Annotated in this window: 15 protein-coding genes and 2 pseudogenes; 15 read left to right on the plus strand and 2 right to left on the minus strand. The window is 56.8% G+C overall.

The window, feature by feature from the left end:
- Nucleotides 1-9: 9 nt before the first annotated feature.
- The 8 genes and pseudogenes from ACYZT1_RS11295 (at nucleotide 10) to ACYZT1_RS11330 (ending at nucleotide 4,561) form a co-directional block, all read left to right on the plus strand.
- Nucleotides 10-978 carry a major capsid protein gene (locus ACYZT1_RS11295; protein ID WP_462018983.1) on the plus strand — a complete coding sequence of 323 codons (969 nt, stop codon included), beginning with the start codon at nucleotides 10-12 and terminating at the stop codon, nucleotides 976-978.
- Nucleotides 979-1,028: 50 nt separating this feature from the next.
- Complete coding sequence (locus ACYZT1_RS11300; protein ID WP_462018984.1) at nucleotides 1,029-1,331, plus strand: HeH/LEM domain-containing protein; 303 nt, start codon at nucleotides 1,029-1,031, stop codon at nucleotides 1,329-1,331.
- A gap of 3 nt (nucleotides 1,332-1,334) precedes the next feature.
- On the plus strand, nucleotides 1,335-1,838 hold the full coding sequence (locus tag ACYZT1_RS11305) for a DnaT-like ssDNA-binding protein (protein WP_462018985.1): 504 nt from the start codon (nucleotides 1,335-1,337) through the stop codon (nucleotides 1,836-1,838).
- A gap of 32 nt (nucleotides 1,839-1,870) precedes the next feature.
- The gene (locus ACYZT1_RS11310) at nucleotides 1,871-2,059 is read left to right on the plus strand and encodes a hypothetical protein (protein WP_462018986.1); all 189 of its coding nucleotides are present in this window, start codon (nucleotides 1,871-1,873) and stop codon (nucleotides 2,057-2,059) included.
- A 20-nt stretch (nucleotides 2,060-2,079) separates the two neighbouring features.
- Nucleotides 2,080-2,448 carry a hypothetical protein gene (locus tag ACYZT1_RS11315; RefSeq protein WP_462018987.1) on the plus strand — a complete coding sequence of 123 codons (369 nt, stop codon included), beginning with the start codon at nucleotides 2,080-2,082 and terminating at the stop codon, nucleotides 2,446-2,448.
- On the plus strand, nucleotides 2,445-3,041 hold the full coding sequence (locus ACYZT1_RS11320; protein ID WP_462018988.1) for an AMP-binding protein: 597 nt from the start codon (nucleotides 2,445-2,447) through the stop codon (nucleotides 3,039-3,041). The genes ACYZT1_RS11315 and ACYZT1_RS11320 overlap by 4 nt, the downstream gene beginning before the upstream one ends.
- Nucleotides 3,032-3,652: pseudogene (locus ACYZT1_RS11325) on the plus strand (NADP-dependent oxidoreductase); the annotation flags it as partial. The gene ACYZT1_RS11320 and the pseudogene ACYZT1_RS11325, both read left to right, overlap by 10 nt.
- Before the next feature lie 12 nt (nucleotides 3,653-3,664).
- On the plus strand, nucleotides 3,665-4,561 hold the full coding sequence (locus tag ACYZT1_RS11330; protein WP_462018989.1) for an alpha/beta fold hydrolase: 897 nt from the start codon (nucleotides 3,665-3,667) through the stop codon (nucleotides 4,559-4,561).
- A gap of 138 nt (nucleotides 4,562-4,699) precedes the next feature.
- Here ACYZT1_RS11330 and ACYZT1_RS11335 read toward each other — a convergent pair whose 3' ends face one another.
- The gene (locus ACYZT1_RS11335; RefSeq protein WP_462018990.1) at nucleotides 4,700-5,278 is read right to left on the minus strand and encodes a TetR/AcrR family transcriptional regulator; all 579 of its coding nucleotides are present in this window, start codon (nucleotides 5,276-5,278) and stop codon (nucleotides 4,700-4,702) included.
- 221 nt (nucleotides 5,279-5,499) lie between these two features.
- Between ACYZT1_RS11335 and ACYZT1_RS11340 the strand changes: the two genes are divergently transcribed.
- The 7 genes from ACYZT1_RS11340 to ACYZT1_RS11370 all read left to right on the plus strand — a co-directional run bounded on the left by ACYZT1_RS11340 (nucleotide 5,500) and on the right by ACYZT1_RS11370 (nucleotide 12,367).
- A complete protein-coding gene (locus tag ACYZT1_RS11340; protein ID WP_462018991.1) occupies nucleotides 5,500-6,594 on the plus strand; it encodes an alkene reductase in 1,095 nt (364 codons plus the stop codon).
- 68 nt (nucleotides 6,595-6,662) lie between these two features.
- Complete coding sequence (locus ACYZT1_RS11345; protein ID WP_462018992.1) at nucleotides 6,663-7,451, plus strand: SDR family NAD(P)-dependent oxidoreductase; 789 nt, start codon at nucleotides 6,663-6,665, stop codon at nucleotides 7,449-7,451.
- Between the two features lie 109 nt (nucleotides 7,452-7,560).
- Entirely contained in the window at nucleotides 7,561-8,457 is an 897-nt protein-coding gene (locus ACYZT1_RS11350) for an alpha/beta fold hydrolase (protein ID WP_462018993.1), read from the plus strand.
- Nucleotides 8,458-8,526: 69 nt separating this feature from the next.
- Complete coding sequence (locus ACYZT1_RS11355; RefSeq protein ID WP_462018994.1) at nucleotides 8,527-9,021, plus strand: alcohol dehydrogenase catalytic domain-containing protein; 495 nt, start codon at nucleotides 8,527-8,529, stop codon at nucleotides 9,019-9,021.
- Between the two features lie 288 nt (nucleotides 9,022-9,309).
- Complete coding sequence (locus ACYZT1_RS11360) at nucleotides 9,310-9,930, plus strand: TetR/AcrR family transcriptional regulator (RefSeq protein WP_462018995.1); 621 nt, start codon at nucleotides 9,310-9,312, stop codon at nucleotides 9,928-9,930.
- A 312-nt stretch (nucleotides 9,931-10,242) separates the two neighbouring features.
- Nucleotides 10,243-10,926, plus strand: coding sequence for a thioesterase family protein (locus ACYZT1_RS11365; protein ID WP_462018996.1), 684 nt, complete (start codon nucleotides 10,243-10,245; stop codon nucleotides 10,924-10,926).
- A gap of 169 nt (nucleotides 10,927-11,095) precedes the next feature.
- On the plus strand, nucleotides 11,096-12,367 hold the full coding sequence (locus ACYZT1_RS11370; protein WP_462018997.1) for an OmpP1/FadL family transporter: 1,272 nt from the start codon (nucleotides 11,096-11,098) through the stop codon (nucleotides 12,365-12,367).
- A 101-nt stretch (nucleotides 12,368-12,468) separates the two neighbouring features.
- On the opposite strand, the pseudogene ACYZT1_RS11375 reads toward ACYZT1_RS11370, so the two are convergent.
- A pseudogene (locus ACYZT1_RS11375) lies at nucleotides 12,469-13,253 on the minus strand (SDR family NAD(P)-dependent oxidoreductase).
- Nucleotides 13,254-13,310 lie beyond the last annotated feature (57 nt).

The raw sequence follows: 13,310 nt of genomic DNA on the forward strand, positions 1-13,310 counted from the left end.
GAATAATTCATGTCCCTGTCTCAAATGCAGGTCTTCAACGATTACGTCATGCCAGCGACGCTGGAGACCCTTGATCAAATGCTCGCGGCCTTCAACGCTGCCAGCAATGGCGCGATCGTGCTCTCGCCCGACGGCTTCACCGGTGACTTTCTGCAAGAGTCTTTCTTCCAGAACCTCGGCGCAGCTCAACGTCGCGTGAACCGCTACGCCGCGCAGGCCGCCGTGACTCCGGTAGATCTGACCGAGCTGCAGAACACCACGGTTAAAGTTGCCGGCGGCTTCGGTCCGGTACGCTACGAGCCGTCCCAGATGACCTGGTTGCAGCGTCCAACTGCTCAAGGCATCGAAGTCGCGTCCCGAGCGTTCGCTGAGATTCTGCTCAAGGATCAGTTGAACACCGCCATTGCTGCTCTGGTTGCCGCCATCACCGCACAGGCCGCCGCAGTCAACGACGTGTCGGCAACCGCCGGCATCTCGCAGGCCAGCCTGAACAGCTCGCATGCCAAGTTCGGTGACGCCAGTCAGAATCTGGTCGCTCAGGTTATGACCGGCAGCTCGTGGCACAAGCTGGTCGGTCAGAACCTGGCTAACACCCAGAACCTGTTCCTGGCTGGCAACGTTCGCGTTGTCGACATTCTCGGTAAAACGTCTGTGGTGACCGACGCCCCCGCACTGCTGCAGGCCGGCACTCCTAACAAGGAGATCATTCTGGCCTTGGCGTCCGGCGCCGCGCTCGTGCATGACGGTCGGGATATCATCTCGAACGTTCAGACCACAAACGGTCAGACTCGTATCGAAACCACCATTCAGGTCGATTACACCTTCGGTCTGGGCCTGAAGGGTTACACCTGGGACACCGCGAACGGCGGCAAGTCGCCTACCAGCGCAGCGCTGGCCACCGGTACCAACTGGGACAAAACCGCCACCAGCATCAAAGACACCGCTGGTGTTGCCCTGATTGGTGATGCTTCCAAGTAAGCCCTGATGACCGAGCCGGGCCGCGCGCCCGGTTTGGCGGAGATTCGATCATGACCAAGAACAACGTTTGGTACCTGCCGGGCCCGTTCCACCGCTACGAAGATGACGTGAAAGCCATCGCCAAGAAAAACGACCTGATCATCATCGACGCAAACGTGACGCCCGACCGTGACGACGAGACCGACAAGCCGCCCAAAGCCAAGCTGAAGCCTGAGTTCGCCGAGGCGGAAGCCGAAACGGACCCAGTGAAGATGGGTGTGGCAGAATTGCGCGAATGGCTGGCTGCCAAAGGCGTCGAATTCGACGCGAAAGCGCCGAAGGCTGACCTGGTCAAACTCATTCCAGCGGAATAATCCATGACTCTCATCATCGAGGACGGCACCGGCAAGCCAGACGCCGAAAGCTACGCGAGTGCTGCAGACCTGGTCATGTACGCCGGAAAATTCGGTGTGGCCATTCCTGCGGACGAGCCAGCACAAGAAGCACTGCTTCGCCGGTCCGCCTTGGCGATGGATGGCATGACCTGGAAGGGCCGCAAGATGGACAGCGATCAGGCTCTGGCTTGGCCGCGCCGCGGGGTTGAACTGGATTGCCAGATCAAGCCTGACAACTACCTGCCGGCGCGGATCCAGTACGGTCAGATGGCCCTGGCTGCCGAGATCCATACCGACGACATCGACCCCATCGACAAACGCAAAGGCGCTGTGACGCTGGAGCGTGTCGAAGGGGCGGTCACTCGCGAGTACGCGGCGATTTCCAATACCAGCGGCCGACTGTTGCCGGCCGCGCCGGATCGGCCGAGCGCCACGCAATTCGCTGATTACTTGCAGAGGCGTGGGTTGTTCGCTGTAAGGGCGTGAGCTACTGTCGACCTTCAACTATGGAGGTCTACATGGCACTAAATGCAGCTGACAGAATTTCTTGGGATCGCTTCTATGCTGCAGCCTTACAGGTGGTTTACCTCGAGGCCGCATCACTCCCTGAAGACAGCCTGAGCAAGCTCAAGAAATCCCATACTGTTTTGCTCGGGACGGCCGCGACTATGGCCGACCATATGCTCGAGCAGCAACGCAAAAGATAAAAACACGAGGTAAGTCCATCATGGCCTTCTATGACGAAATGGCCGTGATGGCTCTGGAGATGATCACAGAGTTCGGCCAGCCCGTGATTATTCGGGCGCTCACCGTCGGCGAGTACGATCCGGACACCGGTACCGCGCCGCCTGACACCGTCGTCGAGCAGACTGCCCAAGGCATCCTGCTCGACTTCACTGGCCAAGAATTCCAGAACAACAGCCTGATCAAGCAGGGCGATAAGAAGCTCAAGATCGCCGCGCAGGGGCTGACGTGGGTGCCTGATTTGTTGAACAAGGTCATCGTTCAAGGCCGGACCTGGTCAATCGTGCCGCCGCTGAAAGAGATCAACCCGGCCGGTACGCCGATTCTGTATGAACTGCAGGTGCGGTCGTGAGTCGGGCAGGTTCCGGTCAAGCCGGAAGCTTTGCCCTGAATTTGGCCGAGTCCGCGGCTCAGGCAACGGAAGCTATCGACGCCAGCCTGCGCGAGATCATCATCGAGGTTGGCAGCAGCGTCATACGCATGTCACCGGTGGGCAATCCCGAGATTTGGGCGCAGAACGCGGTGGCCAGCCAGTACAACAAGGCGGTCGACGATCACAACTCCGACCTGCGAAGCGATCCGGCCAACCTGACGAAGGGCGGTCGACTCAAGTCCGGTCGCAAACTCAACGATGGAATGAACATCGTCGCCCCTGAAGGCTATGTCGGCGGCCGGTTCCGCGCGAACTGGCACCTGTCGATCAATGTCGTCGAGAGCGTCACCTTTGATGAGGTCGACCCGGGCGGCCACTGTTTATTAATACTTCCACTCTTTCACGTTAACGGCATTGTGGTGAGCACGCTCGTCCCGCTATCAAGCGGTGGTCGGGTTTCGATTCGCAAGCGTTTCAACGTCGACACGTTTTTTGAGGATGTCGAGTGGGTTCGACCCACGTACTTCTCTGCAGTGCCCACCATCTACGCAATGCTTAACGCGTTGGCTTGACGGCCTGGCAGGCGCTGGTCGAAAAAGCGAACCTGAAGAAAGGTCAAAAGGTGCTTATCCATGCGGGCTCCGGTGGCGTGGGAACATTAGCCATTCAGCTGGCCAAGCACCTGGGGGCGACTGTCGCGACGACCACGAGCACGGCGAATGTCGAGTGGGTGAAGCGCCTTGGTGCAGATATCGTGATCGATTACCGCAAAGACGATTTCGAAAAGGTCCTGCACGATTACGATGTGGTCTTGAACAGCCTGGGCACGGATACACTTGAGAAATCGTTGCGCATACTCAAACCTGGTGGAAAGCTCATCTCGATCTCTGGACCACCGGATGCTGATTTTGCGAAAAACGCTGGATTGTCCGGATTCCTGAAACTGGTCATGGGCCTGTTGAGTTACGGGATCAGGAAAAAAGCTAAACGCCGTGGCGTCAGCTATTCATTCCTTTACATGAAAGCCAGCGGTGACCAGTTGCGTAAGCTTACTGCGCTCATCGATTCCGGTGTCATACGCCCGGTGGTGGACCGGGTTTTTCCATTCGAATCGACCCCGGATGCCTTGGCTTATGTTGAAACCGGTCGGGCAAAAGGCAAGGTCATCGTCAGGGTGAAATAACGAGACGACCCCATGTTCGAAAACTTCAAAACGCACCAAATTACCGTAGGCGATGTGGAAATTGCCTGTGTTGCAGCGGGTAAAGGCGATCCCATCCTGATGCTCCACGGTTTTCCGCAGACCATGGCGCTCTGGGCACGTATCGCACCTGGGCTGGTCGCGCGTGGCTATCGGGTTGTCTGTGCTGATTTGCGTGGGTATGGGGCATCGGATAAGCCGCCGCTTCAAGCGGATCTGTCAAATTACGGATTTCGCGCCATGGCCGCGGATCAGGTCGGACTGATGCGTGTGCTCGGACATGAACGGTTCCATCTTGTGGGACACGACCGTGGCGCGCGCACTGCATACAGGATGACACTGGATCATCCAGACGTGGTGGCGAGCGTCACGCTGATGGACATCGTTCCTACGGCTGTGATGCTGACAGATCTGCGCAAGAACATAGCCCACAGTTACTGGCATTGGTTTTTTCTTTCTCAGCCCGCACCCTTTCCGGAGCGCATGATTGCGGCGGATCCCGATTTCTTTTTCGAGAGCTGCCTTTTCGGCTGGGGTGCCGCAGGGCCGGAGGATTTTGACGCTGACCAACTGGCGGCGTATCGGAAAGCCTGGCGTGATCCGGCAACGATCGCTGGGTTTTGCAACGACTATCGCGCCGCACTCACTGTGGATCTGGCAGACGACATGTCCGATTCCGGACGACGCATCACCGCGCCCGCGCTGATCCTCTATGGCGCCTCAGGTGCGATGGCCAAGCACTATGATTTACCCGCCACTTGGGTGGATCGCTGCACGGTGATGGAGGCTTCTGCGATAGTGGGTGGACATTTTTTTGCTGATTCCCGGCCGGACGAGGTCATTGAGCGAGTCGCCGCATTTTTGGCAAGCCATCCCTTGCAATCTTGCTGAAAACCTCCCGTGCATCGATGTCAATGTCGATGTCTGCCACGCCCTGTTGATAGCGGATAACGCTCAGCGACGCCGGCTGCGAATGGCTCCACGCCATGGGCGCGCAGCCACTTCTCGGGATTGCCGCTGAGACAACGACTACGTGGCCTGCGACGGTGACAGTGTCGCGAGAATTTTTTCGCGGCAGGCCTCCAGAATCTCATCCGCCAGCGGGGAATCATCCGGACAAGCCCGCGACAACACGACTGCGCCGATCGCATGGGCAAGCATGTCGATCATCTGTGCTCGCATTGTGTGCGGATCCATGTCGCCCAGCGAGTCCTCAGGCTCAAGGACTGCCAGCATGCTTTCGATCCCGTCAGCAAACGTTGCCTTGAGCTCCTCCGATTGACGCGCAGCGTCCCCGCAGAGGGCCGCCATTGTGCAGCCAACGCTGCGGCCATCACGGTGATCTCGTGATATGTAAAGATTGACGAACTCGGTGACGTCGAGGCCTGCGCTATTGACCAGGCTCTGCGAAAGCCCGCTCGCCGCGGCTTCAGCCATCAAATCGGCTTTGGAGCGAAAGTGCTTGTAGAACCCGCCATGGGTGAACCCGGCAGCGGCCATCAGTTCCGCCACCCCCACACCGTCATAACCGCGTTCACGAAACAGGGCGGAAGCCGTCTCGACGATGTGCGCCCGATTCGCCTGTGCCTGCGCTTTGGTGACCCTCATACCCACATGCCTCTTTGAATCTGCTGACTGTCAGGCGGCCAATATACATTGATGTCAATCATCATCAAAGTTATTGACGATTAAGATTATGATCATCATCATAATGGCTCGCTAACTTTTGGAAGGGCTCAGTCCATGAACGACGCCCGCCTGAAAGCGCCGATCGTATGGTGATGCGCACTCGCAACAATGACCATCAGTCAACGTGGGAGAAACAAGATATGACCGGAAAAACTTTATTTGAGCCCTACACCCTCGGCTCCCTGACGCTCTCCAATCGGGTGGTCCTGGCGCCGCTGACGCGCAACCGCGCCGGCGCGGGCTTCGTTCCAAGCGAGTTCGCTGCAACGTATTACAGCCAGCGGGCGTCGGCCGGTCTGCAGATTTCCGAGGCCACACAGATTTCGCAGCAGGGGCAGGGCTACCAGGATACGCCCGGCATCTACTCGCAAGCGCAGATCGACGGTTGGCGTGAGGTCACCGATGCCGTCCATGCGAAGAGCGGGAAAATTTTTCTGCAGTTGTGGCACGTCGGGCGAGTTTCGCATGTTGATCTACAGGAGAACGGCGCCGCTCCGGTGGCGCCCTCGGCCATTCGGGCCGCAACCAAGACGTTCGTCAACAACAGCTTTGTCGACGTTTCCGAGCCTCGGGCGCTGGCGCTCGACGAACTGCCCGGGATCGTCAACGATTTCCGCCAGGCCGCAGCAAACGCTATTGCCGCAGGCTTCGATGGCGTCGAGATCCATGGCGCCAATGGCTATCTGCTGGACCAGTTCGTCAAGGACGGTGCCAACGTACGCACCGATGCCTACGGCGGGTCGATCGAAAATCGCGCTCGGCTGCTGCTGGAGGTGACGGCAGCAGTGGTGGGTGAGATCGGCGCCGAGCGCACCGGTATTCGTATCTCGCCGGTTTCGCCCACCAATGGTGTCTCGAGCAGCGATCCACAGGGGCAGTTCGACTACCTCGTCGATCAGCTCGACGCCTTGGGCATCGTCTATCTCCATGTCGTCGAGGGCGCTACCGGCGGGCCGCGCGAGGTCGCACCGTTCGACTTTGAATCCCTGCGTCGGCGATTCAGGAACACCTACATCGCCAACAATGGCTATAACCTGGATCTCGCTACTTCCCGACTCACCGAAGGCAAGGCAGACCTCTTCGCGTTCGGGCGCCCGTTCATTGCTAACCCGGATCTGGTGGAACGTCTGAAGACCGCAGCGCCGTTGGCGGCGTTCGATCCGACCACGCTTTTCGGCGGTGGTGCTGCGGGATACATCGACTATCCGGCCCTCGCTGACGCCAGCGCCCTGTAACACTGGCGCGGTGTCGATTTGTACGTTGCATGCCCGACATGTGTTCACCTGATCAAGAGAGCAAATACATGGCTACCCATCCCGCAGTCCTCATTACCGGCGCTTCCTCCGGCATCGGCGCCACCTACGCCGAGCGCTTCGCACGTCGCGGCCACGATCTCGTGCTGGTTGCCCGCGACAAAGTGAGGCTGGAGACACTTGCGGCTCGCCTGCGCGAGGAAAACAGCGTCGCTGTCGATATCCTCCAGGCCGATCTCACCAAGCTCAGCGACTTGGCCGTCGTCGAGACGCGCCTGCGCGACGATTCGCGAATCGGCATCCTCATTAACAACGCCGGGGCAGCCCAGTCTGGCAGCTTCATCGAGCAGACGCCCGACGATGTCGCTCGACTCGTCGCGCTTAACACAACCTCGTTGGTGCGACTCGCCAGCGCAATCGCCCCTCGGCTTGCGCAGGCCGGTGAAGGCGCGATCGTCAATATCGGCTCGGTGGTTGGCTTGGCACCGGAATTCGGCATGTCGGTCTATGGCGCCACCAAGGCCTTTGTGTTGTTCCTCTCCCAGGGACTGAGTCTGGAACTCACGCCCAAGGGTGTCTATGTCCAGGCCGTACTTCCTGCCGGAACCCGCACCGAGATTTGGGGGCGTGCGGGCATCGACATCAACGCGCTGCCGGAACTGATGGAGGTGGGTGAGTTGGTGGATGCCGCGCTGGTGGGCTTTGATCGCCGTGAGCTTGTGACCATCCCGCCACTGCACGACGCAAGTCGCTGGACCGCCCTGGATGCCGCGCGACAAGCGCTCATCTCGGACATTAGACAAGCGCATGTAGCAGAGCGGTATCGCACGCTCTCGTAAGTATTGCGCAGACGCGCAGAGGGGGCGTCATCACTTTCAATCGACATGAAGTAGGCCGGGACCTGCCACCTCAGGATTCCCGGTCCACACCAGACACGTGGAGTAAACAATGACCCATTCCGACAATTATCTTGGATCGGGTACGTCCTACGTAACTGCCGTGAACCGCTCGATCAATGTCGCAGGGACTGTGTTTGCCTACCGTGACCTGGGGCCTCGCAGTGGCGTGCCACTGATACTTCTCAACCATTGGGGCGCGGTATTGGATAATTTCGACCCGCGGATCATCGATGGTCTTGCCAGTAGACATCGCGTCATCGCCACTGACTACCGGGGGATTGGCGGGTCGGGAGGAACCGCGCCCGTGACCATCGATGAGATGGCTCGGGATGCGATAGCTTTAATCCACGCGCTGGGCTTGGAGAAGGTTGATCTAATCGGTTTTTCCCTTGGCGGATTCGTGGCGCAGGACATCGTGCTGAAAGCACCCGACCTGGTGCGCAAGCTCATTTTGGCCGGTACCGGGCCTGCGGGCGGCAAAGACATTGACAAGGTAGGGGCGGTGTCGTGGCCATTGATGATCAAAGGCTTACTGACGCTACGGGATCCGAAGTTCTATCTGTTCTTCACGGCCTCGGCCAATGGTCGCCAAGCCGCGAAGGCCTTCTTGAAGCGACTGAAGGAGCGCAAAACGGATCGGGACAAGGGACCCACGCCAAGTGCCTTCTCGCGACAGTTGAAGGCGATCAAGGCGTGGGGGCGGCAGGCACCCCAGGATCTCGGCAGTATCCAGATCCCGGTACTGATCGCCAATGGTGATAACGACATCATGGTGCCGACAGTGAACTCTACTGATATGGCGCGCCGCATCCCGAACTCGCAACTGATCATTTACGAAGATGCCGGACATGGTGCAATTTTCCAGAATCACGCCAATTTCGTGGCGAAGGCGCTGGCTTTTCTCGATCCCGAACATCCTGAAAAAAAGTTACCTGACCCGCTCTAGTTTTTCGGATACACGAGGCGTAGGTGCCTTGAGTTGATTTCGACCCGCAGGGTCATTGAGGAGAATATGATGTCGTTCAAAGCACTGCTCGCAACAAAGACAGACGATAAGATTTCGGCCAGCGTAGTTGATATGCATGAGCGAGATCTCATGCCTGGCGACGTTACCGTCAAGGTCGACTATTCAACCGTTAACTACAAGGATGCGCTGGCGCTGAGTGGTTACGCCGACGTCATCAAGCAGTTTCCATTGATTGCCGGAATCGATTTTGCCGGCACCGTCGAAACCTCTGCCTATCCCGGCATCGCCGTGGGGGACCGCGTAGTCGCCAATGGTTGGGGGCTGAGCCAGACCCATCACGGCGGATTTTCTCAGAAGGCACGCGTAAAAGGCGAGTGGCTGGTCAAGCTTCCGGACGTCTTCTCGACCAAGGATGCAATGGCTATCGGCACCGCAGGGTATACTCGCGCAAGCTCCCGTAAATCCGCCGCTGTAAGTGACTTTCGCTCATCAAATGGGAGCTCTAACCCTCCTGCTTCGCGAAGCTTCTTAACAGTGGGATGATCTTCCATTTTCATAATGCAACGCCTCGCTCGCCAGTTGTACTATTGATCCGAAAAAAACGGCCGATTAAGGCCGTAAAGTAGGATGAACCATTGGAGCTATTGCGCTTGCGTGATACGGAGAGGTGTGTAGGCAGTACGACTCAGCATTCTGCATCCATCCGTAGCCGAAGGACTGCGGCAGCAGGGGATGGGGCGTACAGGGGTGACCTATTCGTCAGTCGTTTGTGACTATATTACGACGGAGTCACAAGTTGTCAACCGTCAAGTGGATGCGTAAGCTACAGGCATGAACCAGCCATCAGTATCTTCGCCCGGCATTCGGGGCCCAGCCGATCATGACATTCGAGATCAGATTGTCGCGGCGGCCAACGAGCATTTCAGCCAGTACGGTTACAGCAAAACCACGGTTTCCGACCTGGCCAAGGCCATCGGGTTTTCCAAGGCTTACATCTACAAGTTCTTTGATTCCAAGCAGGCGATCGGTGAGGCCATCTGCGCAAATTGCCTAGCGGAAATCGTAGCGGCTGTTGAGCATGCCATTAATGTCGATGGGATTTCGTCGACGGAGCGCTTTCGACGCTTGGTCAAAACCTTGATCTCCACGGGTGTAAGCCTGTTCTTTAACGACCGAAAACTTTATGACATCGCAGCGTTTGCGGCGTCAGAAAGCTGGCCGAGTTCCCAGGTTTACGACGCGCAGATTAAACGCTTCGTTTCGCAGATCGTGCGTGATGGACGGGAAAGTGGCGAGTTCGAACGCAAGACTCCATTAGACGAGACGGTCGATTCCATACATCTTGCGCTGCGGCCTTTCGTCAACCCTTTGCTGCTGCAATACAACCTCGACTTCGTCGAGGAGGCGCCCACGCTCACCTCTAACCTGATATTGCGTAGCCTCATGCCATGATTCCGGGGGGGGCATTACACGCAGTCTTCATGTGAAAGCCGAAAAGCGCATATCGAGTTTCAGTTTCAGTCCTTGCCGTGAGCAGTGGAAGGGTGAAACTTTAGCTAGATCGTGACTGTTGACATATAAGGTCACATGAATAAACATGGCGCATCAGCTTTAGAGTGACCGCCATGATTCAGTGCCGCCGTTTGTCGTACCTCTTTCCCAGGAGCAGGTTGTTACTGATTCAGTGGTGACCATCCAAAGGTTTGGCTTTGCTCGTGTGCTGTTTAGTGGTAACTGCGGCCTGTTGGGGCGGGGAGCGCAGACATGACGAGCTTTGCCCCGTTACTGGGGCAATTTGATCCACATGCGCCTTTCGTACCTCCTGCCAACTGGCTTCAGGGCGGTAGCGTCTTCGGTGGCCTGTCTGCAGCGCTGTCATTACGGGCAGTTTTGCACGAGCGTCCGATGGATTTTCCTCCCATCAAGTCCGCGCAGGTATCGTTCATAGCCCCTGTCACGCAGCCCCAGACATTCAATGTAGGTGTGCTGCGTCAGGGGAGATCTGTTACCTCCGTGGCGGTCGATTGTATGTCGGGCGATGAGCTTGCGCTGCGCACGACGCTGCTATTCGCCCGGCCGCGCGGGAGCAAAATTACCCATGATTCATGGTCTCGTCCCAGTGTGGATGGTCCGTCCCAATACCCCACGCTTGAGCTCGATAAAAAGGTTGCACCTGCTTGCGCCTATAACTTTGAGATGCGCCCCGCGGGTGGTTCGTTACCCGTGTCTGGGGCGGAAAATCCCGAGCTATTGATGTGGGTGCGCCACATAGATGCGCAGGGCGTAGACCCAGCGGTCGCCTTGATTGCGCTCTCTGACAGTTTGCCGCCGGCGGTCATGACGTGCTTCACCGAACCTGACGCAATCAGTTCTGCATCTTGGATGATAGATCTACCGCAGCCAGCCCTTGTTGGTGAGTGGTTTCTTATCAACTCTTTCAGTCAATAGGCTTTGGAGGGTTACTCGTTACAGGATATGGAAAATATGGGACGAAAACGGTCGTCGGGTTCTTTGGGCGCGCCAGACTGTGGCAATTTTACTTGATGCAAAAGATTTAAAGCCAATAACAAAACAATTTCTACTGGTTCCTTCCGGTGATAAACGAAGAGTTCTATTAATGAAAAAAATCCTGCTCAAGAGTCCACTTGGACTTGCTGTCGTGCTTGCCTCTTCTAATGCGTTAGCGAGCGGTTTCGCGCTCAACGAACAAAGTATCAGTGGGATGGGGTCCGGGTTTGCCGGTCGTTCTTCTTCTGCTGAGGATGCGAGCACGGTTTTCGGTAATCCGGCGGGCATGGCTCGCTTAAAAAGCGAGCAGGTCAGCGTGGGGGCTGCGACTCTTTTCGCGAAGTCGAATATAAGCCACACGCGCAGTACATTTGGAGGTGAGGAAGACGGCGACATGGTGCCCACGACCACAGTACCTATGGGGTACTACGTCAAGCCTATTGATGAGCATTGGGCATTCGGTGTGGGTTTCTATGTGCCGTTTGGTCTGATGACCGATTACGGCAGCGGTTTTGCTGGGCGCTATTACGCCAACAAAAGCGAGGTCACGACCTTAACATTCCAGCCTACCGTCAGTTATGCCTTTAACGACAAGGTGTCGATTGGATTTGGTCCCACTATCAACCGTATCACTGGTGAGTTGTCCGGGATGGTGCCCAACCCGCTCAGCCCGGGTCGCAATGACGGAAAGCTCAAAAGCACGGGCGACGACACGGCTCTCGGTTTTAACGTCGGCATTTTGATGCAGCCTACAGACCGAACCCGCTTAGGGTTGACCTACCATTCCAAAGTTAGTTATCACTTGGACGCCAAGACCAAGGTCACCGACAGTATTTTTAGCGTGTTAGGGGTCAGTGGTCGCAGCTATGACGCTTCGTTGGATGTGGATACCCCAGAATCAGTGGACATGTCGGTGACTCATCAACTTAATGATGACTGGACCCTATACATGGGGAGTACCTGGACTCGATGGAGTCGCTTCAAAGAATTGACCAGCGAGACTAAGGGTTTGCCGCCTTTATTGAGTGTACAACTGGGTTCCGTCACCGAAGAGCAGAACTGGCATGATACGTGGGCGCACGCTATTGGCGCGGCGTATAAGCTAAATGATCAGTGGGTGCTTCGTTCTGGCTTCTCGGTCGATCAGTCGCCCGCCAATAACACTAATCGCGGGCCACGCATTCCTACAGGCGACCGGAAGGTGATCAGCGTCGGAGCAGGCTGGACACCCGTAGACAATGTCACGATCGACGTTGCTTATTCTTATCTGTGGGAAGAGAGCGTTCAGGTCAACCACGTGACAGCGAGCAGGGGCGCTTATAGTTCCAAGTATAAAAACAGTGCGAGCGGTCTTGGAGCCTCTGTCAGTTATCGGTTCTGATTGGCGGTTGTTCTAAACGCCGGCCGGGAGTACAGCATTACTCCCGGTTGTTTAAAGCACTTCCCAACACTTACCGTTGGGAAAGCTGTTCTTTCACGGGCTCAGACGCCCATCACGTGTTCCATATGCCCTTGATGAAACCGACGAGGCGTAGCCCAAGTCAGTACGCTAATGGCTTTGTTGCCGAAGCCTGGCACCACACTCATACGTCCTGCTTGCAGCGCGCGAATTCCTGCATGTACGACGGGCTGGGGTTGCATCATCACCCGTTTCAAGGTGGGCGTTATCTTTTGCCTGGCGCTTGCCGCAAAGCCGGTGTCGGACATTCCAGGACAAAGCGCAGTCACTATGACGCCGTCACGTTTGAGTTCGCGATGCAGTGCCTCGGAGAATCGCAGCACATACGCCTTGGCGGCGGAGTAAACGGCAAAATTCTTGACGCCCTGATAGGACAGCAGGCTAGCAACCATCAAGATATGTCCTTTGCGCCGGGCTCGCATGTCTTCAGCAAAGAGGCGGGTCATCGCGGTCAGGCTGGCAACATCCATGTCGATTATGGCGAGGGAGCTTTCCATGGGTTCATCCAAGAATGCGCCCTGCAGACCGTAGCCCGCGTTGTTGATCAGTATATCAACGACAATATTGCGATCATGCAAATACCGATGTAGATCGATAATCGCATTAATTGATGAAAGATCCGCCTGTTGTACCAACACATTAATGGTGTAGCGCTCGCGCAATTCATCTGCAAGCGTTTCAAGCCCACTCAGCCTGCGTGCACCAGGATCAGCGATCTTCCTTGGGCTGCATATTGCTGCGCAAACTCTTTGCCGAAACCGCTTGATGCTCCCGTGATGAGTACCCAGGAATTCTCGCTCAACTTCATCGTATGTACTCCGGCTTATTTCTATTGTGTGGTTCGGCACAAGGAGATGGGGCATGT

This window comes from Pseudomonas sp. PB3P13 (genome assembly GCF_054897735.1).